The organism is Boudabousia tangfeifanii (genome assembly GCF_001856685.1).
GTDB lineage: Bacteria > Actinomycetota > Actinomycetes > Actinomycetales > Actinomycetaceae > Boudabousia > Boudabousia tangfeifanii.
This window is the reverse complement of the sequence record NZ_CP017812.1, coordinates 20566-47124: the sequence shown is the minus strand read 5'-3', so window position 1 is coordinate 47124 and position 26559 is coordinate 20566. Positions and strand designations below refer to the sequence as shown.

The window sequence follows — 26559 nt, the reverse complement described above, 5'->3', positions numbered from 1 at the left end:
TTGTTTGTGAGGTTTTGTGATGGCTGTTCTTTCTGTGTGGGGGCGTTGGCGCCGTGAGTTTGGGCGTGGGTTGCGTCAGTTTAAGTTTTTTTGGCAGGTTTCACCGTTTTTGACGTTGGCGTTGTGCGTTTTGTTGGTCTTTTTGCCGGTGTTGTCGTTTTTGTGGCTGTTTGCGGCTGGTGCGGTGGTGTCTGCTTTTGGTGCGGCTGGTGCTCCTTTGGGTTGGTCGTGGCGGGTGTGGTTGCTGGTGTTGTTGCTGGCTTTGTGTTTTGAGCAGTTGTTGTCGCCGTTGTCGCAGGTTTTGTCTCAGCGTTTGAATTTGTTGACTATTGCGCGTTTGCAGTGGTGGTTGGCGGCTTTGCGTTTGGCTCCTTCGACGGTTTCTGTGGTGGAGCAGCCTGAGCGTGAGGCGTTGTTGGGGCGTTTGTCTGGGGAGTCGCGGGATTATTTGAGTCGTAATGCGACTTTTTCTTCGTTTTTTATTTTGGGGCAGCGTTTTGGGGCTGTGGGTTCTTTTGTGGTGATGTGCTGGTGGAATCCGTGGTTGGCGTTTTTGTTGTTGTTTGCGATGGTGCTTTCGGGGGCGATGTTTACTTCGTATTTGACGAAGTTGTTGTCGGCGTCGTTTGAGCAGTCTGGCCCGTTGTCGGTTCGTGGGAATTATTTTCATGGTTTGGTTTCTAGTGCGTCGGGTGCTCGCGAGTTGAAGATTTTTGGGGCTGGCTCGTTTTTTGTTGGTGAGTTTTCTCGGATGGTGGCTTTGGATTTGCGTTCGTCTTGGGGCGATCGTTCTCGGAGTTTTTTCCGTTCGTTGTTTTTTGGGGCTTTGTTGGCTTTTGTGGCGGTTTTGATTTTGTGGTTTGTGGGTCGTGATGTGTTGTCTGGGGTTTTGTCTTTGGGTGGCGCGTTGGCGGTTTTGCAGGCGATGAATGGTTTTGCTGGTTTTGGGATGATGGGTGATGCGGCTGAGCATCGGGCTCGTCAGCAGGTGCAGTTGGAGCAGTTGGAGCGTTTGCAGCGCGAGCTGGGTTTGCCGGTGACTTTTAGTTTGGTGGATTTGGATGTTTGGCGGGCCGAGGAAGAGTTGCCGGTGTTGGTGGCTGATTTGGGCGGCGAGGCCGAGGGCGCTTCTGGTTCTGGGCCGCTTCCGGGGGCGTTGGAGTCTGGGTTGTCGGATGAGGTTTCGGAGGGTGCTGAGGTGGTGGTGCGTGGTTTGCGTTTTGCTTATCCGGGTTCGTCTCGTCAGGTGTTTGAGTCGTTTGATTTGCGGATTCCTGCAGGACAGCATGTGGCTATTGTGGGGATTAATGGTTGTGGTAAGTCCACGTTGATGAAGTTGTTGGGTGGCTTGTATTTGCCTGATGCGGGTGAGGTGTCGATTGCTGGTTTGCCGGCGGTTTTGGCGGCTCAGCGTGGTTTGGTGACGACGATGTTCCAGGATTTTATGCGCTATGAGTTGTCGTTGGTGGACAATATTTTGTTGCCGCCTGAGGGTGAGGCGCTTGGGGTTTCGCCGGTCGTTGTTGATGTTGAGCGTAATGATTTGGCTTTAGCTTTGTTGTCGCAGGCTGGTGGTGATGAGGTTGCTGCTCGGGTGGGTGATCCGTCTCGGGTTTTGGATAACGGTTATGAGGGTGGTACGAATCTTTCGGGTGGTCAGTGGCAGCGAGTGGCCTTGGCTCGTACTTTGGCGGGTTTGGAGCAGGGTGCTAGGGTGTTGATTTTGGATGAGCCGACGGCTGCTTTGGATGTGCGGGTGGAGAAGGAGATTTTTGATCGTTTTGCGGCTTTGCGCCGGGGTCGTACTTCTATTTTGGTGTCTCATCGTTTGTCTACTGTTCGTCAGGCGGATCGGATTGTGGTGATTGATGGTGGCACAGTGATTGAGGATGGTTCACATGAGGAGTTGTTGGCTTTGGGTGGGCAGTATGCGCAAATGTTTTTGACGCAGGCTTCGCATTATCAGCAGGTTTCAACGGATTCGGGTGAGGTTTTGCCACTTTCGGATGGGGGCGAGTGTGTTGAGTGAGAATTCGAAGTTGGGGTTGCGTGGTTTGCGCGATTTGTTGGTGACTGCTTGGCGTTTGAGCCCGATTACTTTCTTTTTGTCGCTGATTGAGTTGGTGACAACGGTGATGATGGGGTTGAGTGCCTTGTTCATTTCTTGGTTTTTGCAGGCTCTTGGTAGTGGTGATACTAGCCGGATGGTTGTGGCTGGGGTCTTTTTGACTTTGAGTGTGGGTTTACCTTCGGTGACGATGGTGGCTGGGGTTAATGCGCGTGTGTTGTTGATGCGTAAGATTTCTTTGGAGATGTCGGGTCGGGTGCTGACTTTGTTTGATCGGGTGCCGACTTTGCGTATTTTCCATGATGAGAAGGCTCAGACTCAGGTTAAGGAGTTGGCTGATCAGTCTTCGGTGATGGGTATGGCTTTTAATTCGTTGATGAATGCTTTGCAGGGTTTGTTGCGCCCGATTTCGATTTTGGCGTCTGCTTTGTTGATTGATTGGCGTTTGTTGTTTGTGGTTTTTGCTTCTTTGAGTTTTTTGTGGCTGGGGAAGTTGGCTCCGAAGTGGTCGGAGCAGGCCGAGGACGCTAGTGCTCCTTTTTCGCGTCGTTTGACGCATTTGCAGTCGGTGGTGGGTAGGTCTTCTGCGGGTGGCGAGTTGCGTCAGCATGGAAAGACTTTGGCGATGGCGAATTTGGTGGGGCGTACTGGTTTTGCTTGGCAGCACCCTCATTATGTGGCTGAGGCTAAGGAGAATGGGGTTTATGCCTTAATTAGCGCTTTTTACTTGTTGGTTTCGGGTGTGGTTTTGTTTTTGTTGGCGCAGGATGTGTCGGCGGGCAAAACTAGTGCCGCGATTTTGGGTGGGGCGATCGCCGCGGTCATTTCGATTCGTGAGGCTTTTGGTGCTTTGACTTGGTCGATTACTTCTTTATTTCAGGTGTTGCGTACGTGTGGTCGTTATGAGTGGTTGCAGCGTTTTGTGGCGGAGGAGTCGGCGGCTCATTCGGGCCGGGAGCGTTTGGATGGTGTGGTCGAGGCCGGTGACCGGGTTGGTTTTGATTTAGAGTTGCGCGACTTGTCGTTTACTTATCCGGGGGCGAGCGAGCCTGCTTTGAGTGGGCTGAATGTGACTTTACCTGCGGGTAAGGTGGTGGCCTTGGTTGGTGAGAATGGTTGCGGTAAAACTACGCTGGCGAATTTGTTGTCGGGTATGTTTGATCCGACTGGTGGCCAGATCTTGGTGGGTGGTACTCCCCTACCTGAGGTTGATTTGGCTTGGTGGCGTTCTCGTTTGTCTGCGGCTTTCCAAGATCATGTGAATTTTGAGTTAAATTTGGGGCAGGTCGTGGCTTTGGGTGCGGCGTTTGACCAGGGTGGATCGTCCTCGGCCTGTGAGGCATCGCCGGGTGATGGTGACGCTACTGTTGATGCGGGTTCCGCTATTTTATCCACGGATTTGGATCCGAAGGCGGCTTTGCAGGTGGGAGATCTTGGGGTGGATGAGTCGGTGATTTTGACTGCTTTGAGCCGGGCTGGGGCGGATAGTTTGGTGGGCTCGTTACCTCAGGGTTTGGATACTCCGTTGGGGAAGAGTAGTGGTGGCGAGGATCTTTCGGGTGGCCAGTGGCAGCGTTTGGCGATTGCGCGGGCTTTGGCTCGTAAGAATCCGGCGTTGTTGATTTTGGATGAGCCGACCTCGGCAATGGATGCGATGGCTGAAGCGGAAATTTTTGAGAACTATATTGCTGCTACTCGCCAGTTGCGTGAGTTAGGTGCTAGCTGTTTGTTGATTACTCACCGTTTTTCGACTGTTAGTGCAGCGGATCTGATTGTGGTGTTGAAGCAGGGTCGCGTGGTTGAGGTGGGTAGTCATCAAGAGTTGTTGGCTCGCCATGGTCATTATGCGGAGTTGTACCAGTTACAGGCCGGGCAATATCAGTAGGGTCTTTTTGTCTCGTTTTGTGATTATTTTTGGTGTTTTTAGGGTGTTTCGAGGACGGTTTGTTCCTTAAGAACTTGGGACATTAGTTGTGACTAATCCGCGGATTTTCAAGCCAAACGAGACCTTTTCGTTACAATTCTGTTGATCTTAATCACTCTAGCGTACGAATGTACCAGCAATGCAATACGATATTGTATTGCGCTGAAAATTACAGCTATTCACAGAAATTTTGGAGTGATTAATGAACCGCGTCGTAAAGACCGCTACCGCTGTTCTCTCCGTTGCCGCTTTGGTGGCAATGGCGGGCTGCGGAGCTGAAGAAAAGCTTGGCAAGACCAACGATGAAGTCAAGAAGACTACCGCTGACTACTTGCACGCATCTTACGAAGATCTTAAGGACGGTGGCACCCTAACCTTGCCAATCGAAACCGTTCCAGAACAGATGAACGTTTTCCAGGCAACCGCCACCCTAGACACCATGAACATGTGGTACTGGTACAACCCAGTCATCTCCTTGTTCGACGATGAGGGTGTTTGGCAGGCCAACCCCGACTACGTCACCAAGGTCGAAGACAAGGTAGTTGACGGCAAGACCGTCGTTACCTACGACCTTAACGAAAAGGCTAAGTTCAACGATGGCACCCCCTTCGACTGGAAGGTTTGGGAAGGCACTTGGAAGGCCGGCAGCGGTGAAGACAAGGCTTACCAGCTAGGTGATACCTCCGGTTACGCCGCCGTTGAAAAGGTTGAACGTGGCGCCAATGATTTCCAGGCTGTCGTTACCTACAAGAAGACCTTCCCTTGGTGGAAGAAGAACTTCGGTTTCGTCATGCACCCAGCTTTGGCTGCTTCCGGTGAAGCTTTCAACACCACTTACGTTAACAACCCACACCCAGAGTGGGGCGCTGGCCCATTCAAGGCCACCGAATACGATTCGAAGGCCGGCAAGTTCATTTTCGAACCTAACGAGAAGTGGTGGGGCAAGCCTACCAAGCTCGAAAAGGTCGTAGTTCGCGCCCTCGAAGGCAACGCTGACCTCAACGCTTTCCGTAACAAGGAAATCGACTTGGTTGCCGTTGGTAACAAGAACCGTCTCTCCCAGGTTAAGGACGACAATGTACCGATCTACACCGGTCAGTCCTTGGGTGAAACTGCTCTAACTCTTAACTCCAAGCGTCCACTCTTGGGCGACATTAAGGTCCGTAAGGCTCTCATGTTGGCCGTTGACCGTCAGACCATCATGGACGTTCGTTTCCAGGGCATGAACTACAAGGGTGACCTCCTCGGTTCCTTGATCCTCAAGCCCACCCAGCCTGGCTACGAAGACAACTTGGGCGACCTCGGCAAGTTCGACGCCGAAGCTGCTAAGAAGTTGCTAGACGAAGCTGGTTGGAAACTCCAGGAAGGCAAGGAGTTCCGCACCAACGATAAGGGTGAAGAACTTGAACTAATGATGCCTTCCTTCGGCACCACCGAAACCCTAACCGCTATCTACAACACCTTGATGGCATTGTGGAAGAACGTTGGCGTTAAGCTCAACATCGAACAGAAGAAGCCTGCTGACTACCCACAGATCATGGCTAACGCTGAATTCGACGTCATGATGAACGGTTACTACGCTGATAACCCGTTCGCCATGGGTGACATCTGCCAGTTCTACGAGCAGGGTCAGAACCTAACCAAGTCCGGTCTTGGTTCGGAAGAAATCGACAAGCTCTGCAACGAGTCCATCACCGCTAAGGATGAAGCTGAAGCTCTTAAGCTCGGTAACGAAACCGAAAAGAAGGCTTTGGAAATGGCTGGCATGATGCCAGTTATGTCCGGCCCTGCAATGGTTGCTACCAAGCCTGGTTTGGCTAACCGTGGCGCCATGGGCTTCGCCCGCTTGGCTCCTGAATTGATTGGTTGGACCGACGCTCCAGCCGCTTCCCCAGAAGGCAAGTGAGCTAACGCTTAAGCGTTAAACTTCTTAGTGCCCCCTAACGGCTATTTACTAGCTGCTAGGGGGCACTACTTTTGTCTAAAACACCTTGGGCGCCCTCGGCAAACTTATCAAAAGTAAAATAAAACACTTTTCTGCTTTTTATCTTCCGCCTTACACTTTCCCCAAATTCCTCGTTTCAGCGTGCTAACGTGTTAATAGTTTAATATATTAACTCATAGCTCATCCAAAAGGATGACGTGAAAACATCTTGATTTCTTGGAGTAGAAATGAAACGCGCTGTAAAAACAACCGCAGCTGTACTAACCATCGCCGGCCTCTTTGCCCTCTCAGGCTGCGGCACCGAAGCTAAACTAGGTAAAGGTAACGAAGAAGTACAAAAGGCCTCTGCGGATTACTTACACGTGCCCTACGAGAAGCTAAATCAAGGCGGAAACCTAACCCTTCCTATCTCGGTGCTACCCGAACAGTTCAACCCCTTCCAAGGTAACTCGACCATGGCTGCAGTCGACCTGTGGTACTGGTACAACCCAGTGGTCACCTTGTTCGACGACAATGGCAACTGGCAAATCAACCCCGACTATGTCACCAAGGTAGAAGACAAGGTCGTAGACGGTAAGACCGTCGTCACCTACAGTCTCAACGACAAAGCCAAGTTCAACGACGGCACCCCCTTCGACTGGAAGGTTTGGGAGGGCACCTGGAAGGCTGGCTCGGGCCAAGACGAATCCATGGTCCTCAATGACTCCACCGGTTACGAACCAATCGAAAAGGTCGAACGCGGTGAAAATGACTTCCAAGCTGTAGTCACCTACAAGACGGTATTCCCCTGGTGGAAGAAGAACTTTAACTCCGTCATGCACCCTAAGTTGGCCGCGATGGGCGCCGACTTCAATGACGCTTACTTGAACAATCCTCGTCCCGAATGGGGAGCCGGTCCTTTCAAGATTGGTTCGGTGGACCTCAAGGCTGGCAATATTTCCTTCGTCCCGAACGAAAAGTGGTGGGGTAAGCCAACCAAGCTAGACACGGTTTACTTCCGCGCCCTCGACGACAAGGCTGATATGGCTGCCTTCCGTAACCAGGAAATCGACCTCGTCGGGGTTTCTAATAAAGAACGTCTCTCCCAGTTGGACGAAAACACTCCGGTTTACACCGGCATTTCCATGGGGGAAAACGTCCTCACTTTGAATTCGAAGGCTGACTATCTCAAGGATATTAACGTTCGCAAGGCGCTGCTAAAAGCCATGGATCGCAAGACCATCATGAACGTGCGTTTCCAGGGGATGAAGTTCGAGGCCGACCCGCTCGGTTCCCTCGTCCTATTCCAGCCGCAAAAGGGCTACGAGGACAACACTGGCGACCTCGGTAAGGCAGATCCCGAGGAAGCAAAGAAGTTGCTGGACGCGGCCGGTTGGAAGCAGGCTGAAGGCAAAGAGTTCCGCACTAACGACAAGGGTGAAGAACTAGTGGTTCGGATGCCTTCCTTCTCCACTTCGGATACCGCGAAGGCCATTAACGACACTCTGATGGCTTTGTGGAAGAACGTTGGCATCAAGCTAGACATTCAGCAGAAGAAGCCGGCAGACTACCCGCAAATCGTCAAGGATCGCGACTTTGATGTCCTCTACTCGGCCTTCTATGCCGAAAACCCCTTCGGGATGGCGGACATTTGCCAGTTCTACCAGCAGGGTCAGACCTTGTTGAAGTCCGGTTTGGGCAATGACGAGATTGACAAGCTTTGCCTCGACTCGGTTAACGCTAAGGACGAGAACGAAGCACTCAAACTGGGTAACAAGGCAGAAAAGGCGGCAATGGCTTTGGCCGGCGCCATGCCAATCATGAACGGCCCAGCCATGGTGGCTACCAAGCCGGGGCTGGCTAACTTCGGTTCGATGGGCTTCGCAAAGTTGGCTCCTGAACTGATCGGTTGGACCAACCCGGAGACCGTCACCGCCCAAGGTAAGTAAAGCAACTAGCTTGGTGGGCAGGTCATTCTTTGGCTGGCCCACCTTGGCGGGTGCTCACCCCGCACTGACATCCGCCTAACCGAACTCGCTTGGTCACAAAAGTTTTCCCCCTAGAACACTTGGTTCTAGGGGGAAAACTTTCTTTAGCTCAAGGGTTTAAAGCATGCAGGAGACGCAACCTTCGACCTCGGTACCCGACAGTGCCATTTGGCGGAGTCGGATGTAGTACAAGGTCTTGATGCCCTTACGCCAAGCGTAAATCTGCGCCTTGTTGAGATCACGGGTGGTGATGTTGTCCGGGAAGAACAAGGTCAACGACAGGCCCTGGTCCACGTGCTGGGTGGCCACCGCGTAGGTGTCGATAATGGCCTGTGGGCCGATCTCGTAGGCGTCCTTGTAGTATTCGAGGTTGTCGTTGGTCAAGTATGGGGCCGGGTAGTAGACACGGCCAATCTTGCCTTCCTTACGGATTTCGATCTTCGCCACGATCGGGTGAATGGACGAGGTCGAGTTGTTGATGTAGCTGATCGAACCGGTCGGCGGAATGGCCTGAAGGTTCTGGTTGTACATGCCGTAGGTGTGGACGTCCTCGGCCAGCTGACGCCAGTCGTCCTTGGTGGGCAACTCAATCTGGAAACGTTCGAAAAGTTCGGCGGCTTCCTTGGTTTCTGGCTGCCAGTCACCCTCGAGGTACTTTTCGAAGTATTCGCCGGTGTAGTACTGGGAGCGTTCGAAACCTTCGAAGGTTTCGCCGCGTTCCTTCGCAATTTCCATGGAAGCGCGGATGCAGTGGAAGGCCACAGTGTAGAAGTACAGGTTGGTGAAGTCTAGGGCTTCTGGGGTGCCGTAGTGGATACGTTCACGCGCAAGGAAGCCGTGTAGGTTCATTTGGCCGAGGCCGATCGCGTGACTCATGCGGTTGCCGCGGGCAATCGAAGGCACTGCCTGCACGTTGGACTGGTCTGAAACGGCAGTTAGGGCGCGGATTGCAGTTTCAACCGAGGACGCAATGTCGCCACCGTCCATTACCTTGGCAATGTTGAGCGAGCCGAGATTACAAGAAATATCCTTGCCGACCTCTTTGTAGGTCAAGTCTTCGTTGAAATACGAAGGGGTGGAGACCTGGAGGATTTCGGAGCAAAGGTTCGACATGGTGACGCGACCATCGATCGGGTTTGCTCGGTTCACGGTGTCTTCGAAAACCACATAGGGGTAGCCGGATTCGAACTGAATTTCGGCGATGGTTTGGAAGAACTTACGGGCCTTGATCTTCTTTTTGCGGATGCGGCCGTCGTCAACCATTTCGTGGTACTTTTCGGTAACCGAAATGTCCGAAAGCGGCACTCCGTAAACGCGTTCGACATCGTAAGGGCTGAAGAGGTACATGTCTTCGTTGCGCTTAGCGAGTTCGAAGGTGATGTCTGGAATGACCACCCCGAGGGAGAGGGACTTAATACGAATCTTTTCGTCCGCGTTTTCACGCTTGGTGTCCAAGAAGTTCATGATGTCTGGGTGGTGGGCATGCAAATACACCGCACCGGCACCCTGACGGGCCCCTAGCTGGTTGGCGTAGGAGAAAGCGTCCTCGAGTAGCTTCATGACTGGGATGACGCCAGAGGATTGATTTTCGATCTTCTTAATGGGGGCGCCCGATTCGCGTAGGTTAGTCAACGACAAGGCGACGCCACCGCCACGCTTGGAAAGCTGTAAGGCGGAGTTAACGCCACGCGAAATCGATTCCATATTGTCTTCGATGCGCACCAAGAAGCAGGAAATGAGTTCACCACGCTGGGCCTTACCAGCGTTAAGGAAGGTGGGGGTGGCGGGCTGGAAACGACCGGCAATGATTTCGTCCACTAGCTTTTCGGCTAGAGCCTTGTCACCATCAGCCAAGGTTAGAGCCACCATGCAGACACGGTCTTCAAAACGCTCTAGGTAGCGCTTACCGTCGAAAGTCTTCAAGGTGTAAGAGGTGTAGTACTTAAAAGCTCCGAGGAAGGTCTGGAAGCGGAACTTCTGCCCGTAAGCACGTTTGAACAAGGACTTTACGAAGTCGAAATCGTACTTTTCAAGCACCTCTGGTTCGTAGTACTTGTTTTCGACTAGATAGTCGAGCTTTTCCTTCAGGTTATGGAAGAAAACAGTATTTTGATTGACGTGTTGCAAGAAGTACTGTCGAGCCGCTTTTTTATCTGCGTCGAACTGGATCTTGCCATCCTTGTCGTACAGGTTTAGCTGAGCATTAAGCGCGTGATAATCGAGCTCAGCGGAGGGAATCACTTCTAAACCGGTGTCGGTAAGGTTCTCTGCCAAAATTCTTCCAATCCTTCTTGGACTTTACGAACGTCCTCGGGGGTGCCAAGGAGTTCGAACTTGTACATATGGGGCACTCCCACTTTAGCGGAAATAATCTCGCCCGCGAGACAATACGCGGCACCAAAATTTGTATTCCCGGCTGAAATAACCCCCTGGCATAAGGCTCGGTTTGCTGGGTTATTTAAAAACTTAATGACCTGTTTGGGGACTGCGCCTCGTTGATTTCCCCCGCCATAGGTAGGAACTATCAACACGTAGGGTTCGTCCACACTCAGCTCTGGATCGGTTCGCAAAAGTGGGATCCGAGCAGATTTGAAGCCGAGTCTTTGGACAAAACGGTGCGTATTTTCAGTCGCAGAAGAAAAGTAAACTACTAGACCCGACATAAACGCACTCCTTCATCCCTTATTTCAGTCATCGTTGACTGGCGATCACGCCACTGAATTGCAGGGCCGCTGCTGGCGGTGGATGCCAGCAGCGGCTGAAATCAGAAGATCAGCCGAATGCCACTGCAGTCTGAGTTAGGCGCTTGATCAAGTCAGGACGGAACCCGGCCCAGTTAGTGTCACCCGCAACGACTACCGGTGCCTGAGCGTGACCAAGAGACTTCACAAACTCTAAAGCTTGTGCATCTTCCATCAGGTCGACGACGGTGTATTCAATCCCCTGCTTATCCAAAGCGCGGTAGGTCGCGGTGCACTGCACGCAGTTAGGCTTGCTGTATACCGTGATCATCATGATTAGTCTCCTTGTATAAATACGGGGATGAAGCTTGAAACCGTCTGTTTCTAAGCGAGCGTCGCCTTCTTGGTAACTCTCGTGAATACCCTACAACTTGTGGTGGATTATTGCCACCACCCCTAGATGTCGTGTCACCCCTGTTTTTACCCCCAATTCTTCAAATCGCCTGTGGACAACTTTGGGCATAAAACTACATCGATGTAATTTACTCTCCTCCTAGCAAGCCCAACTTTGCCCGAAAGTTAGCAAGTTTTGAATTTTTTGCCGAAGAAATCGAGGTGGTTTTCGTCGATTTCACACCCTGTGGAAAACTGGAAAAGTCCGTCCACACCCTGTGAATAACACCATTGTAATTTGCTCAAAACTGCTTCGAAATTGATCTGGAAAAAGAGAAAAATACGTCAACTACGTCAACCAGTGGTTTTTTCCAGAAGAGTTGAGGCAATTACTGCACGCGGCTAACTTTCGGCGCCGCTAGTTTTGCCGATTTTGCCCGATATTTCGCGGCTTTCTTACTATTTTGATACCACAGTTCGACTCCCCCACAGAAGATAATCAAACCGAGGGCGACGATCACGCCAACTAAATTTTGTCGCCACTGCTGGCCAATCAAAATGATGGTAGCGACGAAACACAAGGCAGCACCCAAACCGGTGATGATGCGATTTGCTTTCGCCGGCTTCGCTAGGCGGAACGCCGCCAAGTTAACGATGCCAAAAATTAACAGGAAGCCAACCGAACCAGCGGTAGAAATGCTCTCTAGGTGCAAAACATTGACAGCCACCAAAGTGGCAAGGGCAGTGATGGCCAAACCAATAGGTTGATTACGCCAGATCGACAGGAAGCCATGAGGCAATTCGCCGTCCTCGGCAATCTCATAATTCACTTGCGCACCACCATATAGAGAGGCGTTAATGGCGCTAAACGTAGAAATCAACGCAGCAATAGTGATAATGACAAAACCGGTTTGCCCCAACATGGGTTTAGCGGCCTCGGCTAGCACGTAATCTTGGGCCTTAGAGATACTGGCAAAGGACAGAGAACCAACGGTCACGATCGCAATCACGAAATAAAGGGCGATCACGAAACCGACCGCACCGGCATAAGCCCGAGCAATATTTTTCTGTGGTTTTTCAATATCTGGGGCGGCATTAGCAATCAGTTCAAAACCCTCATAGGCCACGAAAATCACCATGCCCCCAGCAAAGAGGTGGATCGGGCTCTCCCAGTTACTAACCCCCAGTTGCGACACGTGGCCCGAAGTAAATAGCCCGAGGGCGCCAATCACCACAAAAGCTAACAAAATCACCAGTTTGACCACTACGGCAACCTGTTCAATCCGGCTGACGACCGCAATCGAATAGTAGTTAATCAGTGTGGCGATAATGATGATGGCACTGGCATAGAGGTGGAAGTCGGCAGTGTGGTTGCCAGTTATTGACCACAGGTTTGGCGCATAGGACCCGAAAGCAGAGGCATAAAGCGACAGCATGATGATGTAGCTCAACCACAACAGGTTGTTCATCGCACCCGAGAAAACCCCGCGCCCATAACCCTCATTGAGGAAACGAACTGTGCCACCCCGGTCTGGGTAACGCTGGGATAGTTTGGCGTAACTGTAGGCAGTTAGAGCTGCCACCAAACCAGCTACCAAGAAGGCCAGCGGCGTGGACCCCTTAGCTAACGACACGGCTAGGCCCAGTACCGCGAAGATACCACCGCCCACCATGCCGCCGATACCAATGGACATTGCCTCGGTGACCGAGATTTTCTTCGCGCTACTGTTAGCCATGGGATTACCTCAACATTCGACCACGTTTACCGCTAGGCCCCCGGTGGAGGTCTCTTTGTACTTACTCATCATATCGACTCCAGTCTGGCGCATGGTTTCAATTGCCGCATCCAAAGAAACGGTATGTCGCCCATCGCCCCACAGTGCCATGCGGGCGGCGTTAATCGCCTTGACGGCCGCAATGGCATTTCGTTCAATACAAGGCACCTGGACGAGGCCGCCAACCGGGTCGCAGGTCAAACCTAGCGAGTGTTCCATCGCGATTTCGGCCGCATTTTCCACCTGCAAAGGAGTGCCGCCCAGGGCTTGGGCTAGCCCTGCCGCAGCCATGGCCGAGGCCGAACCGACCTCGCCTTGGCACCCGACCTCGGCCCCCGCAATCGAGGCGTTGGTTTTAATCAAAGCACCCACCGCGGTGGCCGCCAACAAGAAGTCGTGCACCACTTCGCGATTCACATGCCCGACACTGTCCGCGCGCTTGACGCGCAACCACTGGGGATAAGCATTGGTATCTTCTGGGGCAATCTCCCCTGCCGAAGGGGCTGGCGGACCAGAAGTTTCTGCGTTTTCGGCCTCGGGGGTTCGAATCGAAGCAGTTGCGGCCTCGTTGGCATCTTGGGATTCAGCCAGAGCCTGGCCAGCGGCTTCTACCACCGAGGTATCGCCCTCGGAACGCAAAGACATCGGGACCGATTGGCATTCGGGGCAATCCGGCTGGTCGCATAAGGAACGTCCCTCAGGGCAGAAATACTCGAGATAGCACAGCACCGCGGGAATCACGCCAGCCGCGCCGTTCGTCGGGGCAGTAACCACGCGATGACCGGCCGCATTCTCCTCATTAACAGCCAGCGCATACAGGTTCACCCAGTCCATGGCGCGCATCGAGTCGCGGGTGGTCGCCGCCCAACGTGGGCCCTGCGCATCCTTACCCATACGACGCGAAAGCCGGTCAGCCATGTAGGCGGCCCGCCGACGCACATTCAAACCACCCGGCAAGGTACCGTCAGCGCTACAACCGGCCTCGACACACTCGCTCATGGTTTGGTGAATAAAGTCCATATAGTCGTCGACTTCTTGCCGAGGGCGGCCCGCCTCTTCATTCGCCCGGACAATCTGGGCGATATTCAGGTTGGCCTCGCGGCAGTGCGCCAGCAGTTCTCGCGCGGTAGCAAAAGGATATGGGGCGGGGGTGTTAGCGTGTGCCACCGCGTCCGAGGTACCAATCGCTTCTACTTCGGGGTTTTCTGGGTCGTCATTAGTTTGGGCCATAACGAAGCCGCCGCCCACACTGTAGTAGGTGCGGCGCAGGAGCACGCCCTCGGTATCATCCACCGCGTAAGGGTTGGCGGTCGGGGCGGTGCGAGCAGTAATGGTCAGCCCATTGACGTGGTAGGGCAGCACCATGGAGGGTAGGAAACGCATATCTCGTTCGTAGTTGAACTCGACGGCAAGATCGCCCATGAGCTTGAGCGTGCCTGATTCGCGCACATCTTCTAGCCAAGTGTTTACGACCTCGGCGGGAACCGTCTTCGGCTTATAACCACCAAGACCCAAAAGCACTGCCCGGTCGGTGGAGTGGCCGCGGCCGGTTGCCCCCAGCGAGCCGAACAGGTCCACGGTCAAGTGAGTGGGGGTGGGGTGCTCGCCCTCGGCCAGAAAATCGGTGAGTTCGCGAACGAAGGCGAGGCCGGCACGCATTGGGCCTACCGTGTGCGAGGACGAGGGGCCAATGCCCACGCGAAACATGTCAAAAACCGAAAGGGGACGGATTGCTTCAGCCGAGGTGACCTCGCCGGAAATGAGGTCTGCGGGCAAAGCAAATTGGCTAGTGTTTGTTTCCATTTTTCAATTGCACCACACGCAAGGCCAAAACCCCAAACTAATGAGTGGTAACTATCCGCCAAGCCCTCACCCCTGTAAACTGAGGGGCATGAGTGAAAAGCGAATGAACACGGAATCTTTTAACCTCGACCATCGGCTGGTGGCCGCCCCTTATGTGCGGATTGCGGACCGGAAAGTTCTGCCCGGTGGTGACACCTTGATTAAGTACGATGTCCGTTTTGCTCAGCCGAACCAGGCGAGCGTGCCGATTAAAGCAGTGCACTCCATTGAGCACATGACGGCCGAGTTCATGCGCAACCACACCGATAAGCTCATTGACTTCTCCCCCATGGGTTGCCTCACCGGTTTTTACTGCCTGACTTTGGGGCTCGAACCAGAAGAGTTCTTCCCGATCCTGCAGGCCACTTTCGAGGACATTTTGGCCGCCACTGAGGTTCCGGCTGCGAATGAAGTGCAGTGTGGTTGGGGCGCGAACCATTCCTTGGAAGAGGCGCAGGAAGCTGTGCGTGCTTTCTTGGCGGCTCGTGATGAGTGGTCCCAGGTGATGGCATGAGCACCAACCCGCGTCCCGCTAGCCCCGTCCAGGCGGTAGTCGTTTGCGCTATGCCTTCTGAGGTTGAGCCTTTCTTGCAGCTGGCCGAGGGCGGTCACCAGCCCGACCTGGAAGCCCCCGACTTGCAGTTTGGCCGGATCAAAATGTGGGCAGTAAAAACTGCCAGCTCGTCCCTGCTAGTGGTCGAATCGGGGATTGGTTTGGCCAATGCGGCCGCTGCTTCGACTTTGGCTTTGCACCTGACAGGCGCGCAGCTTTTGCTTTCGGCAGGTAGCGCGGGCGGTTTGGCCGCCAAGATTAAGGTCGGTGACGTGGTGGTTTCTACCGCCTGCCGTTATGGCACCGCCGATGCTACCGCTTTTGGGTACGAGCCGGGGCAGATCCCGGGCGAACCGGTCCTGTTCGAGTCCGCCGAGTCCTTGTTGGCTCCTGCTAAGGCGGCGGGCGCACTCCCAGGTGAAGTAATTAGCGCCGACGTTTTTGTCATGTCTGACAATGTGGCACAGTTCCGTGAGCGTTTCCCTCAGGCTTTGGCTACCGACATGGAATCTGCCGCTCACGCCCAGATTGCCCATCACTTCGGGGTGGATTTTGCTTCAATTCGTGGCATTTCGGACTTGTGTGGCCCAACTGCCGACCAGGAAAACCACATGAGTGCCGGCATCGTTTCGGCCGCCAGCGCCCAAGTGGTTTTGGCCGTCGTGGACGCGCACGCTAAGGCCTGAGATTCAAATGCTCGAAGTCCACGCCGCTTCTAACTTGGTTTCGCGGGCCGAGGGCGCCCTGGTGGGTTTGGCCATCGGCGACGCCTTGGGGGTGCCTTACGAGTTGGCGCCTACTTTGGGGCCGCGCGAACCAGTGCGGATGAGTGGCGGCGGCCTCGGCCCGTACCAGCCTGGTGAGTGGTCGGATGAAACCCAGATGGCCATCTGTTTGGCCGAGGTGACCGTCGCCGGTGGTGACCCCCAAGAGCAGAACTGTTTGGAGGCCTTCGCGCAGCGCCTGTTAGGTTGGGCGCGTGGTGGGGCCAATGGTGGGGCTACCGACATGGGCGCATTAACCTCCCAGGTTTTGCACACGGCTTTGGCTGACCCGCAAGGTTTTGCCGCCGAAAAGATTGGCCGAGCGGCGAAAGTTTTGCGGCCTCGATCGCGTCGTTCTCCCGCCGGTGACGTGGTGGCTCTCTCGCCCGTTTGTGCGCTAGCGCAGGTGCGCGATCAGGAAGCTTGCGCCCATGGGGCTCGCGCGGTGGCCACCTTATTAACTGATGATGAACTGGTTGCTGATGCCTGTTCTTATTGGGCGGAGTTGATTCGCCGGGCCGTCCTCGGTCAGCCTGACGAGGACCCAAAGGAAGCCGACCTCGATCCGTTTAGTCGCATCGACTTTTACGGGGCGCTTGAGGTGATTCCTACTAACCGGCGCGAACAGTGGCTGACGATTGTGGAATCCTCCTTGGCGCGTTTCTTTACTCCCCCACAGGACAATGGTTTTGCTACTGCCGCGATCTCGGCGGCCATTGGAGCCATCAGTTTGGCTCAGTGGGAGGCGGGGCGTAGCGCTCCGGCGCGTTGGGAAATGCCCACTAAGAACGTCAGTGAGCACCCGTTGCTGGCTAACCAGTTCGACGCTTTCACCATTGGGGTCGAGGGCGCAGTGCGCATCGGCGGTGACACTGACACGGTTGCGGCTCTAACTGGGGCACTGCTAGGTGCGGCCGTAGGGGTCGATGCCATTCCTGAACGTCTGCGCGAAAAAATTCATGGTTGGCCGGGCTGCAAAGTTGGCGACCTGAAAGATTTGGCTGCCGGCACGGTGATTACCGCTTGCACCCCAAACCGTTTGGCGTCCTCGGAACAAGTGATGGAAGTTCTGGAGGCTGTCCGCCAACGGCCGATGGTGACTTCAGTCGCAATGGAGCAGAGCAAAACTCTATGATTTGCCAGTAAGCTAGTGACGCGACTAGTATTATCAGGCAATTGCATGCGCGGGTGGCGGAATTGGCAGACGCGCACGGTTCAGGTCCGTGTGCCCGAAAGGGCGTGGGGGTTCAAGTCCCCCTCCGCGCACAGTGCAAATCGCTCGAGGTTTTCCCCCTCGGGCGATTTTTGTTTTCCAATTTTCGTGCCAAAAAGCTAACATATGATTGTTTGAACTTGCATTACGCTGTTAATATAGCGGTTTAAGCTTCTGTCCAAGACTTCGAAAGGGGGCCTTCATGGGAATCATGGACCGTGTCGAACGTGCCTTAGATGACAAGGTTAATGGCACCTTTGCCCGAGTTTTCCACTCCACCCTAAAGCCCGTGGATGTCACCGCCGCTGTCTGCAAAGCCATGGATGATGGCGTACAGGATTACGCTTCTAATCGTTCGGTTTGCCCCAATAACTTCTCGGTTCGTCTTTCGACCGCCGACTTTGATCGTTTTGAACAGTCCGGCCTGCAGGTTATGGCTGACGAACTAGCCAATGCCGCCTATGAGCATGCGGCTTCGGAATCCTACATTTTGCCGGGCATTGTTTCGGTATCCATGGTGGAAGATCCCGACTTGGACGAGGGCGCCCTCGCGGTTGATGCCCAGGCTGCATTCTCGGCAGCTGCCCCCAGCTTTGATGAAGTTGCCTCCCCCGATCACCCGCTGTTGGAAATCGGTGACGAGGTTTGGCGTCTACTTGCTCCCGTGACTGTGGTTGGTCGCGGCCAAGACGCTGATATTCGCGTCGATGATTCTTCGGTTTCGCGCCGTCACATGGAAATCCAGATTACGCCGGACGGGGTTTACGCCACCGACCTCGGCAGTACTAATGGACTTTTGGTCGAAGGCCACAAGGTGGCTCGGGCGAAACTACTTGACGGTAACCAGTTGACCATTGGCCGTACCGTGATGACGTTTTGGTCCAGCCAAGGAGAAAACGTTTGAGTAACGAGCTACTAGTCACCATTGTTCGACTTGGCTATCTGGCCCTCTTGTGGCTGATGGTCCTCGCGTGCCTGTCTGTTTTGCGGCGCGATATTTTCGGAACCGTGGTGACTCCTCGTGGCCGAGGGCGGAACCAGGCGAAACTTTCCCGTCGTGAGCAAAAAGCGGCGGCCAAAGCCCAGGCGGCCGAAGCGAACACGGAAAAGCCTAAACGTTCGACCACTTTGCCGGGTATGCCCGGTACTTTCCCCACCCCAGACACTGAGGGTCCTTTGCGTTTGATTGTGACCGGTGGTCCTTTGGCGGGCACTTCTTTGCCTTTGGGTTCGGCCCCTTTGGTGATTGGTCGTGCCCCTGACTGCACTTTGGTGCTGGATGATAGCTATGCTTCGAGCCACCATGCTCGTCTTTACCCGACGGCCGAGTGTTGGATGCTGGAAGATCTTTCCTCTACTAACGGTACTTATATTGATGACGAGCGGGTAGTTGAGGCTCGCCGGCTGTGTCCGGGGATCCGTTTCCGGGTGGGTCAAACCACCATGGAGATTGGTAGGTAGCCTCTATGCCTGTCGAGATTCGTTACGCCGCCCGCTCAGATATTGGGTTGGTGCGTAAACAGAACCAGGATTCTGGTTATGCCGGTCAGCACCTGCTAGTTTTGGCTGACGGCATGGGTGGTCCTGCCGGTGGCGATATTGCCTCTTCGGTAGCGGTAGCCCATTTGGCTCCTTTGGATCAGGATGCGCACACCGCAGAGGATATGCTCCCGGCTTTGATGCAAAAGCTTAATGAAGCCCACGATGAACTGATCGAGCGTTCTAAAGCGGACCCCGAACTTGAAGGCTTGGGCACTACCTGTATCGCCGTTTTGCGTTCGGGACGCAAAATGGCCATGGTTCATATTGGTGATTCGCGCGCCTACATGTTGCGCGACGGTCACCTTTCTCAGGTAACCAAGGATCATTCCTTTGTCCAGTACCTGATCGATAGTGGCAAAATCACCCCAGAGCAAGCCCAAAATCACCCACAAAAGTCTGTGATTTTGCGTGTTTTGGGTGATAGTGAAGACCCAATTTTCCCTGACGAGTCCTTGCGTGAAGCAACCCCTGGGGATCGTTGGCTCCTTTGCTCCGACGGTCTTTCTGGCGTAGTCAGTGGCGAAACCATCCAGAGTGTTCTGACCGAATATGAGGATTTGGATGAGTGCGCCGACAAACTGGTAGAACTCGCTTTGCGTGGGGGCGGTCCAGACAATGTGACGGTCGTGCTGTTCGACATTTTGGATCACCAGCAGGCCAATCAGCAGGTGACCCCACAAGTAGTGGGGGCAGCTGCTACGGATCGTTTGGCGCAAACTCGGGGTGCCCAGTCGGCTGCAGGTCGCGCTGCCGCCCTCGCTGGAGCCAGCCGAAATGCGAATGCTTTGTCTGATCCGGAAGAAGAAAAGCTGAAGGAACAAAAGAAGCGACAAAAACGACGTCGTTCTATTGCTTATGCCGCTGGCGTGCTGGTCTTTTTGGGCGCCCTCGGTTTGGGTACCTGGCAGGCTTACCAGTGGACTCAAACCCAGTATTATGCGATTGCCGAGGGCGACCAAGTGGTCATCTACCAAGGTATTCCGCAGCGTTTGGGCTCTTTGACTTTGGCTCATCCAGTGGAAGTGAAAACTTATCGTACTTCCGATCTGATGCCGGCCACTCGCAATCGTCTATCTACCCCGGTGGTGCGTAGTAGTCGTGACGAGTTAGAAGAATACTTGGCTCAGCTTGTGGCCCAAGATAGCTGGGAGCGTCTCAATGATGCTTCTTTGGTGCCGCAGGTACAACTACCTCCTTCGCCTTCGCAGCAGGTTACGCCAAATAACGAGGAGCAGCCAGCTCCGACTCCTGCGCCGACACCGATGCCCACCCCCAACGGGAACCCAGGGTAGGTGACGCATGGCAACAGTTAGTGTAAAACCGGTGCGTCCGGGGCGTTTATCTGAACTTTTCTTGACCATCATGGCGGTCCTGTTGGGTATTGGTGGCTATGCGGCCACCGCTTACACCCGTAATGGGGAACTACCTGCCAACTTGGGTTATCACATGTTGGCTTTGGTCGGAGTGGCTATTGCTGGTTCTTTGATCGTGCGTTGGCTGACCCCTTATGCTGATCCGATCATTTTCCCGATCGCGGTGGCACTAAATGGCATCGGTTTGGCCATGATTTACCGGATCGACCAGTCATATTTGGCTAAAGGCGGTACTTCCCTGAAATTTGTGGTGGGAATGCGGCAACTGATGTGGACCGGGATTGCGCTAGTGCTTTTCATGCTGGTCCTAGCAGTGTTGAAATCACACCGAAAACTCCGTTCCACCCCCTTAGTGTGGATGCTATTTTCCTTAATTTTGCTGGTTTCTCCTTTGATTCCTGGGATTGGGAAAAAGGTCAATGGCGCTCAAATTTGGGTAGGTTTAGGGCCGATTCGTTTCCAGCCAGGTGAGCTAGTCAAGGTTACTTTGGCGATTGCTTTTGCCGGCTATTTGGTCTCCTACCGTGACCGTTTGACCTTGGGTGGTAAGAAGTTCTTGGGCCTTCGTTTCCCCCGTTTTAAAGACTTGGGTCCCTTGGCTTTGGTCTGGGTAATGAGCCTAGGCGTTTTGGTGTTCCAGAAAGATTTGGGCACCAGCCTGTTGCTTTTCGGCTTGTTCGTCGCCATGCTTTATGTGGCCACCGACCGAGTTTCTTGGATCATCCTCGGTTTGGGACTTTTCGGAGCAGGTGCTTTTGCCGCCAAGCAATTGTTCTGGCACGTCCAGTCACGTGTTGATGTTTGGTTACATACCTTCGATCCTGAGATTTACTCGCGCCGTTCAGGTGGTTCTTGGCAATTGGCTCAGGCTCAGTTTGGTCTTGCTTCCGGTGGCTTGTTCGGCACCGGTTGGGGCCGAGGCTACCCCACTGAAGTTTATGCCGCTAACTCCGACATGATCCTAGCTTCCCTCGGCGAAGAACTTGGCCTGACCGGTTTAATGGCCATTTTGATGCTCTACATGATCTTGATTGAGCGTGGGATTCGGGCTGCTTTCTCGGTGCGTGATGGTTTCGGCAAGCTTTTGGCTTCCGGTTTGTCCTTCTCGCTTGCCCTGCAGCTTTTCGTCGTGGCCGGCGGTATTTTCCGCCTGATTCCATTAACTGGTTTGACTGCCCCCTTTATGGCTTCGGGTGGCTCTAGTTTGTTAACCAGCTGGATTATTATCGCCTTGCTTTTGCGGATTTCGGATGCGGCTCGTCGCCCCGCAGCCGACCCTGGTCCCGCCTTGGATCAACAACGTCAAGTAATTCCTAATTCTTTAAAAAAGGCCATGACTAGCGCCCAGTCTTTGGCTGGCGGTAAGCGAGAGGAGGAAGCATGAACCCGCAGATTCGTCGGCTAATGACTGCGATTGCGATTATGATGCTTTCGCTCTTCCTCGCCGCCACCTACGTGCAGTTCGTTAAGGGTCCCGCTTTGCGTGCTGATCCGCGAAATGCGCGCACGATTTATGAGTCGTGGGGTCGCGACCGTGGCCCGATTATTGTCGATGGCACCGAGATCGCTTTGTCGAAAAAGGTCGACAATGTTTATGGTTTCCAGCGGGAATACCCCGGTGGCGAAATGTACGCGCCTATCACCGGTTATTCCGCCGTACGCTTGGGACAAACCACCGGTTTGGAAGCTGCGGCCACTAAAGATCTCGATGGCACCAGCTTGTCGCTTCTTTCGCAGCGCATCCAGGATCTTTTGACCGGTAAGCAGCCGCGTGGTGGCGCCATTGATTTGACCATCGACGCTGACTTGCAAAGTATTGCCTTTGAATCTTTGAAGGGGCGCACTGGGGCGATTGTCGCCCTCGATCCGCGTGATGGCAAGATTCGGGCTTTGATGTCGACCCCAACTTTCGACCCCAACCTGCTTACCGTGCCTGATAAGAAGGCCGCACAAGACGAGTTGGAAAAGCTCCAAGACAATAAGCTGCGTCCTCTGATTAACCGCGCTATCGCCGGTGACCGCTATCCGCCAGGATCGGTTTTCAAGATTATTACCGCGGCTGCCGCTTTGAACAGTGGCAAACTTGCTCCCGATTCCGAGGTCGATGCCCCGCGGGAACTGGCTATGCCTGGAACCACTAAGACTTTGAAGAACTATGGGGGCGAAGCATGCGGTAGCGGTAAGGTTTCTTTCGCGGAAGCTTTTGCCCGCTCTTGCAATACTCCTTTTGGCGCCCTCGGCATGGAACTGGGACAAGAGCAACTGGCCGATATGGCCAAGCAGTTCGGTTTCGGTGCGGATTTGAGCATTCCAATGCCGGTTACGCCCTCGGTCTTCCCGAACACTGATGCGAAGGCGCAGTTAGCGCAGTCCGCGATTGGCCAGTACGAGGTGCAGGTAACCCCGATGGAAGTGGCCATGATGGGCGCTGCGGTCGCTAACGAGGGCATCATTATGACCCCGTACCTGATCGACAAGACCATGGACCGCGACTTGGTAACGCAAACTACCACCGAGCCGAAGAAGTGGCGACGGGCGCTAAGCCCGCAGGTGGCGCAAAGCTTGAAAGAAATGATGACCGGCGTGGTAGAAAAAGACTACGGGACCGGCACTAATGCCCAGATTAAGGGCATGCAGGTGGCTGGTAAGACTGGCACTGCCGAAACTGGTCGCGGTGGCTCGCACGCTTGGTTCGTGGGTTTTGCTCCTGCTGATAAGCCGCAGCTTGTAGTGGTCGCCTTCCTTGAAGCTCAGCCTGGTGAATTCCTCACCGGTGGGGTGGATGCCGCCCCCATCGCCCGCAAATTGTTGAAAGCGGGGGTGAAATGAAAATAGCTGAAGGTAAAGTCTACGGTGATCGTTATCGCCTGACCTCTCGCATTGCGGTTGGTGGCATGGGTGAAGTTTGGCGCGCCCTCGACCAAAAAACTCACCAGACGGTGGCGATTAAGGTGTTGCGCGACGACCTCGAAGGTAAGGCGCAACTACTGGAGCGTCTGGCGATTGAGGCGGTCAATGCTAGCCGCATGAAGCACCCAAACTTGGCGGCAGTAACTGACTCTGGCCGCGACGCAGAAACTGGTTGGCTCGTGATGGAGCTGGTAGAAGGCCGGCCCCTTACCGACTATTTGGATGATGGTCGTACCCTGACCGTGCCGCAATTGTTGCCGATTTTGTATCAGGCAGCTTTGGCCCTGACCGCGGTGCACGCGGTGGGTGTGGTGCACCGTGACATTAAGCCGGGCAATATTCTGGTGGCTCACGACGGGCACGTAAAACTGACCGACTTTGGGATTTCTCGGGCCGAGGCGCAAGTTGATTTGACTGCTGCCGGCATGGTGATGGGCACCGCCCAATATTTGCCTCCCGAGCAAGCGCGCGGTAATGCCGCAACCCCTTCGGGCGACCTTTACAGCCTGGGCATTATCGCTTACGAAGCGTTAGCTGGAAAACGTCCATTCACTGGTTCCACCCAGGTAGAAATTGCGGTGGCGCATGTGAATCAGAAGGTGCCACCACTGCCAGAGGGCATTCCTCCTTTGGTGAATACTTTGGTCATGTCCCTTTTGGCGAAGAACCCGGCGAATCGTCCCCCTGATGCGGGTGCTTTTGCCCGCCAGGTGGCTTATGTGGCCAGGCAGCTGAGCGTGGGCATTGACCCGATGCCCCTTCCTGACCCGCAGCCAGTTCGTGCTGCCACCCGTTTGGAAACCAGCGTGGAAGGAATTTCGGCTCCTGCGGGAGAAATGCCCCCACCACCTCCTGCTGTCCAAAATGGGTCCGAGGGCGCCACTAAGCCTGCCTTAACCCCAGCTCGCAGCCAGGAATCGGTAGCTGATCAGTCCACTGAATCCACCCCAGATTCAGCGACCACCCCAGAAGCTGAGACGACTAAGAAACCGCGTAAATCGTCGCGTTTGCAACGATTTACGCAACGTCGTGCCCAGAAAGCGGCTGCTCTACAAGCTGAACTAGCCTCAAGTGAGGCCGAAACCGTAGTGGCTGAAGGGGCCGTTGGAGAAGCCGTAGCGATGGCGGCCGCGCAGGTTGCTGGGGCTACCGAAGCAATTGAAGACAAAATTGCTAAGAGCGACTCGTCCTCCCCCGCGTCAGTAGCTGAATCGTCGCCTGACCTGGCAACCGGTGAAGCGAAACCTCAAGCACGGCCAGAAACTGCCGACCAGACGCAGGCCGCGACTGCGGTTGCACGCGATCAGGTGCAGGCTCCGTCCTCGGCCAGCAAAGCTGAACCCAAGGTGAGTGAAAACGAACCTTGGGAGGGACCTTATGGACCATCAGTTCCGCTCGAAGACTGGGATAAGCCTGCTAACGACTTCACAGCAGCAACTGCAGTACCCGAAAACTTGCCGGAAGTGGAGCCGGCACATTCCACTACTCCACAACTATCTACCGGACCGAGAACCCTCATGGATGATGCTCCGCTTTGGAGTTTGGTTCTCTTGCTGGTCGTCTTGATAGTTTTTTCAGTTTTAGTTAACACCTTGGTTTTGGGGTCGTATTTCGCGGCCTCGTCCACAACAGGGTTGGAGGGATCAGTATGGTTGATTCACAATCTCGGCGTCTAGCGGGCCGTTATGAACTGCGCGGCCTGATTGGTCGCGGCGGCATGGCTGAGGTGCGCCTCGGCTATGACCTGCGTCTGTCACGCGTCGTAGCGATTAAGATGCTGCGCACTGACTTGGCTCGGGATCCGATTTTCCAGGAGCGTTTCCGGCGTGAAGCACAGTCGGCTGCCTCCCTCAATCACCCCGCTATTGTGGCAGTCTACGACACCGGGGAAGAGCTACTTTCCACCCCGGATGGCTCCAACGTCTCAGTGCCATACATTGTCATGGAGTACGTCGAAGGGCACACCGTTCGGGACTTGTTGGCCAATGGTCAGCCGGTCATGCTTGACGAGGCCGTAGAGATCGTCGCCGGGGTGCTCTCCGCCCTCGAATATTCGCACCATGAGGGGCTAGTACACCGCGATATTAAGCCCGGCAATATCATGCTGACCAACACCGGCAAAGTGAAGGTGATGGACTTCGGCATTGCCCGGGCCCTAGAGGATTCGCAAGCAACCATGACGCAAACTGACGCGGTAGTGGGCACCGCCCAGTACTTGTCCCCAGAACAGGCTCAGGGTGAAACTGTGGACGCTCGCTCTGACTTGTACTCGACTGGCTGCGTTTTGTTTGAACTTTTGACTGGTCGCCCGCCTTTCCGTGGTGATTCTGCGGTGGCTGTGGCCTACCAGCATGTTTCGGAACCACCGCCGGTACCGTCCTCGATTGCTTCGGACATTCCCGGCAGCTTAGACCAAGTAGTGTTGCGTTCTTTGGCGAAGCGCCGCCAGGATCGTTACTCTTCGGCCGCGGAAATGCGCGCCGATTTGATGCATGCCGCTAAGGGTGGGGAAATTGCCCCGGTACCTCCTACCGCTTTCCTTTCGACCCAGCGTCAGAGCCCAGATGCGGCCACCACCACTACCTTGCCGCCGATGCCCCCGAAGCCGGCTAATGCCACCCAGGTGGTGCCACCGGTTCCTGGCCCGCCAACTAGTGTGGTCCCGCCGGTCAACTCGCATGTGGGTCCGCCAACTGGGGTAAACCAGCAGGTCGATCCTCCACAGAAGTCTAAGAATGGCTGGCTAGTAGCCATGCTGGTGATTCTGTCCCTTGTTTTGGTTGGTGGCGGTATCGCCTACCTGCTTTGGCCAGGTAGCGGCGCAGGGATTGGCACCACTGAACCTACCGCCACCGAGGACGTGCGCGTCCCAGACGACTTGATTGGTAAGACGCAGGCCGAGGCCCGCAAGTTGCTGGACGAGGCAGGCCTCAAGGTTCGCATCGCCCCAGATCGTGACCACTCGGATAAGGTGCCGGCCGATGCCGTGCTCGCCACCGAACCAGCTTCTCAGGCCATGGTGCCCAAGGGCAGCACGGTTACTTTGACCCTGTCGGCTGGACCGAAGGCGACCGCCCTCGGAAATTATGCTGGTCAGGACCAGGCTGACGCTTTGGCTGCCCTTAAGGCCGGCGGTTTCAAGGTTTCGGTTAAGACCGTGGATGATCCCGAGGTCGAAAAGGGCCGCGTGATCGGCACCGAACCAGCTGCCGGCACCGAGCTAAAGTCCGGTGATGCGGTGCAGTTGTTGGTGGCCAGCGGTTACGTGAAGATTCCTTCCGATTTGATTGGTGAACCTGTTTCCGATGTTTCGAACGAGCTTTCAAAGCTTGGTTTGTCGGTGACCACCCAGAAGGTCGAGGACGATTCGCGCGATCCTGACACCGTCGTTGGTTTGAACCCGATGGGCACTGCGCCAATCCACTCCAATGTGACTGTCTCGTACATTGTGCACCCGGCTGCGCCTCCTGCCCCGGTTACTCCAACCGTGGAAACTCCTCCTCAGCCAGAACAGCCACCGGCTAATCCGGACGAAAAGGAGCCAGAAACTGGTAAGACTCCCGCGCCAAAACCTAAGAACTAAGCTTGGTTAGCGCGTATTAAGCCCCT

The 26559-nt window shown here is 54.7% G+C and carries 19 protein-coding genes and 1 tRNA gene; 15 read left to right on the top strand and 5 right to left on the bottom strand.

Annotated features, from left to right (window positions below; all coding sequences use genetic code 11):
* Positions 1-19 precede the first annotated feature (19 nt).
* The 4 genes from BK816_RS00185 (at position 20) to BK816_RS00170 (ending at position 7865) form a co-directional block, all read left to right on the top strand.
* A complete protein-coding gene (locus tag BK816_RS00185) occupies positions 20-2029 on the top strand; it encodes an ABC transporter ATP-binding protein (protein ID WP_071163366.1) in 2010 nt (669 codons plus the stop codon).
* Positions 2022-3953 carry an ABC transporter ATP-binding protein gene (locus BK816_RS00180; protein WP_170299642.1) on the top strand — a complete coding sequence of 644 codons (1932 nt, stop codon included), beginning with the start codon at positions 2022-2024 and terminating at the stop codon, positions 3951-3953. The genes BK816_RS00185 and BK816_RS00180 overlap by 8 nt, the downstream gene beginning before the upstream one ends.
* Positions 3954-4194: 241 nt before the next feature.
* On the top strand, positions 4195-5898 hold the full coding sequence (locus BK816_RS00175) for an ABC transporter family substrate-binding protein (protein ID WP_071163364.1): 1704 nt from the start codon (positions 4195-4197) through the stop codon (positions 5896-5898).
* 266 nt (positions 5899-6164) lie between these two features.
* Positions 6165-7865 (top strand): ABC transporter family substrate-binding protein, encoded by a 1701-nt coding sequence (locus BK816_RS00170; RefSeq protein WP_071163363.1) that lies wholly within the window; start codon positions 6165-6167, stop codon positions 7863-7865.
* Between the two features lie 156 nt (positions 7866-8021).
* Here BK816_RS00170 and nrdE read toward each other — a convergent pair whose 3' ends face one another.
* The 5 genes from nrdE to BK816_RS09595 all read right to left on the bottom strand — a co-directional run bounded on the left by nrdE (position 8022) and on the right by BK816_RS09595 (position 14556).
* A complete protein-coding gene (gene nrdE / locus BK816_RS00165; RefSeq protein WP_071163362.1) occupies positions 8022-10178 on the bottom strand; it encodes a class 1b ribonucleoside-diphosphate reductase subunit alpha in 2157 nt (718 codons plus the stop codon).
* The gene (gene nrdI, locus BK816_RS00160; RefSeq protein WP_071163361.1) at positions 10148-10567 is read right to left on the bottom strand and encodes a class Ib ribonucleoside-diphosphate reductase assembly flavoprotein NrdI; all 420 of its coding nucleotides are present in this window, start codon (positions 10565-10567) and stop codon (positions 10148-10150) included. Before nrdI ends, nrdE begins: the two co-directional genes overlap by 31 nt.
* Positions 10568-10676: 109 nt before the next feature.
* Complete coding sequence (gene nrdH, locus BK816_RS00155; RefSeq protein WP_071163360.1) at positions 10677-10919, bottom strand: glutaredoxin-like protein NrdH; 243 nt, start codon at positions 10917-10919, stop codon at positions 10677-10679.
* Between the two features lie 448 nt (positions 10920-11367).
* Positions 11368-12714: an APC family permease gene (locus tag BK816_RS00150; RefSeq protein WP_071163359.1), complete on the bottom strand. Its 1347-nt coding sequence runs from the start codon at positions 12712-12714 to the stop codon at positions 11368-11370.
* Positions 12715-12723: 9 nt separating this feature from the next.
* A complete protein-coding gene (locus BK816_RS09595; protein ID WP_071163358.1) occupies positions 12724-14556 on the bottom strand; it encodes an L-serine ammonia-lyase, iron-sulfur-dependent, subunit alpha in 1833 nt (610 codons plus the stop codon).
* 88 nt (positions 14557-14644) lie between these two features.
* Here BK816_RS09595 and BK816_RS00140 point away from each other — a divergent pair, with 88 nt between their 5' ends.
* The 11 genes from BK816_RS00140 (at position 14645) to pknB (ending at position 26533) form a co-directional block, all read left to right on the top strand.
* Positions 14645-15109 (top strand): S-ribosylhomocysteine lyase, encoded by a 465-nt coding sequence (locus BK816_RS00140; protein ID WP_071163357.1) that lies wholly within the window; start codon positions 14645-14647, stop codon positions 15107-15109.
* Positions 15106-15834, top strand: coding sequence for a 5'-methylthioadenosine/S-adenosylhomocysteine nucleosidase (gene mtnN, locus BK816_RS00135; RefSeq protein WP_071163356.1), 729 nt, complete (start codon positions 15106-15108; stop codon positions 15832-15834). The genes BK816_RS00140 and mtnN overlap by 4 nt, the downstream gene beginning before the upstream one ends.
* A gap of 7 nt (positions 15835-15841) precedes the next feature.
* A complete protein-coding gene (locus tag BK816_RS00130) occupies positions 15842-17047 on the top strand; it encodes an ADP-ribosylglycohydrolase family protein (protein ID WP_071163355.1) in 1206 nt (401 codons plus the stop codon).
* 47 nt (positions 17048-17094) lie between these two features.
* Positions 17095-17178, top strand: a tRNA-Leu gene (locus BK816_RS00125).
* Positions 17179-17327: 149 nt separating this feature from the next.
* Positions 17328-18029 carry an FhaA domain-containing protein gene (locus BK816_RS00120; protein ID WP_071163354.1) on the top strand — a complete coding sequence of 234 codons (702 nt, stop codon included), beginning with the start codon at positions 17328-17330 and terminating at the stop codon, positions 18027-18029.
* The gene (locus BK816_RS00115) at positions 18026-18586 is read left to right on the top strand and encodes an FHA domain-containing protein FhaB/FipA (RefSeq protein WP_071163353.1); all 561 of its coding nucleotides are present in this window, start codon (positions 18026-18028) and stop codon (positions 18584-18586) included. Before BK816_RS00120 ends, BK816_RS00115 begins: the two co-directional genes overlap by 4 nt.
* 5 nt (positions 18587-18591) lie before the next feature.
* Positions 18592-19959, top strand: coding sequence for a Stp1/IreP family PP2C-type Ser/Thr phosphatase (locus tag BK816_RS00110; RefSeq protein WP_071163352.1), 1368 nt, complete (start codon positions 18592-18594; stop codon positions 19957-19959).
* 7 nt (positions 19960-19966) lie between these two features.
* The gene (locus BK816_RS00105; RefSeq protein WP_071163351.1) at positions 19967-21424 is read left to right on the top strand and encodes an FtsW/RodA/SpoVE family cell cycle protein; all 1458 of its coding nucleotides are present in this window, start codon (positions 19967-19969) and stop codon (positions 21422-21424) included.
* Positions 21421-22869 carry a peptidoglycan D,D-transpeptidase FtsI family protein gene (locus BK816_RS00100; RefSeq protein ID WP_071163350.1) on the top strand — a complete coding sequence of 483 codons (1449 nt, stop codon included), beginning with the start codon at positions 21421-21423 and terminating at the stop codon, positions 22867-22869. Before BK816_RS00105 ends, BK816_RS00100 begins: the two co-directional genes overlap by 4 nt.
* Positions 22866-24626, top strand: coding sequence for a serine/threonine-protein kinase (locus BK816_RS00095; protein ID WP_071163349.1), 1761 nt, complete (start codon positions 22866-22868; stop codon positions 24624-24626). Before BK816_RS00100 ends, BK816_RS00095 begins: the two co-directional genes overlap by 4 nt.
* Positions 24599-26533: a Stk1 family PASTA domain-containing Ser/Thr kinase gene (gene pknB / locus BK816_RS00090; protein ID WP_071163348.1), complete on the top strand. Its 1935-nt coding sequence runs from the start codon at positions 24599-24601 to the stop codon at positions 26531-26533. Before BK816_RS00095 ends, pknB begins: the two co-directional genes overlap by 28 nt.
* Positions 26534-26559: the final 26 nt, after the last annotated feature.

Excerpts from the sequence above, each read along its gene's own strand:
- BK816_RS00185 (WP_071163366.1), top strand. The coding sequence starts at position 20 with ATGGCTGTTCTTTCTGTGTGGGGGCGTTGGCGCCGTGAGTTTGGGCGT.
- BK816_RS00175 (WP_071163364.1), top strand. The coding sequence starts at position 4,195 with ATGAACCGCGTCGTAAAGACCGCTACCGCTGTTCTCTCCGTTGCCGCT.
- BK816_RS00170 (WP_071163363.1), top strand. The coding sequence starts at position 6,165 with ATGAAACGCGCTGTAAAAACAACCGCAGCTGTACTAACCATCGCCGGC.
- nrdI (WP_071163361.1), bottom strand. The coding sequence starts at position 10,567 with ATGTCGGGTCTAGTAGTTTACTTTTCTTCTGCGACTGAAAATACGCAC.
- nrdH (WP_071163360.1), bottom strand. The coding sequence starts at position 10,919 with ATGATGATCACGGTATACAGCAAGCCTAACTGCGTGCAGTGCACCGCG.
- BK816_RS00150 (WP_071163359.1), bottom strand. The coding sequence starts at position 12,714 with ATGGCTAACAGTAGCGCGAAGAAAATCTCGGTCACCGAGGCAATGTCC.
- BK816_RS09595 (WP_071163358.1), bottom strand. The coding sequence starts at position 14,556 with ATGGAAACAAACACTAGCCAATTTGCTTTGCCCGCAGACCTCATTTCC.
- BK816_RS00140 (WP_071163357.1), top strand. The coding sequence starts at position 14,645 with ATGAGTGAAAAGCGAATGAACACGGAATCTTTTAACCTCGACCATCGG.
- mtnN (WP_071163356.1), top strand. The coding sequence starts at position 15,106 with ATGAGCACCAACCCGCGTCCCGCTAGCCCCGTCCAGGCGGTAGTCGTT.
- BK816_RS00130 (WP_071163355.1), top strand. The coding sequence starts at position 15,842 with ATGCTCGAAGTCCACGCCGCTTCTAACTTGGTTTCGCGGGCCGAGGGC.
- BK816_RS00120 (WP_071163354.1), top strand. The coding sequence starts at position 17,328 with ATGGGAATCATGGACCGTGTCGAACGTGCCTTAGATGACAAGGTTAAT.
- BK816_RS00110 (WP_071163352.1), top strand. The coding sequence starts at position 18,592 with ATGCCTGTCGAGATTCGTTACGCCGCCCGCTCAGATATTGGGTTGGTG.
- BK816_RS00105 (WP_071163351.1), top strand. The coding sequence starts at position 19,967 with ATGGCAACAGTTAGTGTAAAACCGGTGCGTCCGGGGCGTTTATCTGAA.
- BK816_RS00100 (WP_071163350.1), top strand. The coding sequence starts at position 21,421 with ATGAACCCGCAGATTCGTCGGCTAATGACTGCGATTGCGATTATGATG.
- BK816_RS00095 (WP_071163349.1), top strand. The coding sequence starts at position 22,866 with ATGAAAATAGCTGAAGGTAAAGTCTACGGTGATCGTTATCGCCTGACC.
- pknB (WP_071163348.1), top strand. The coding sequence starts at position 24,599 with ATGGTTGATTCACAATCTCGGCGTCTAGCGGGCCGTTATGAACTGCGC.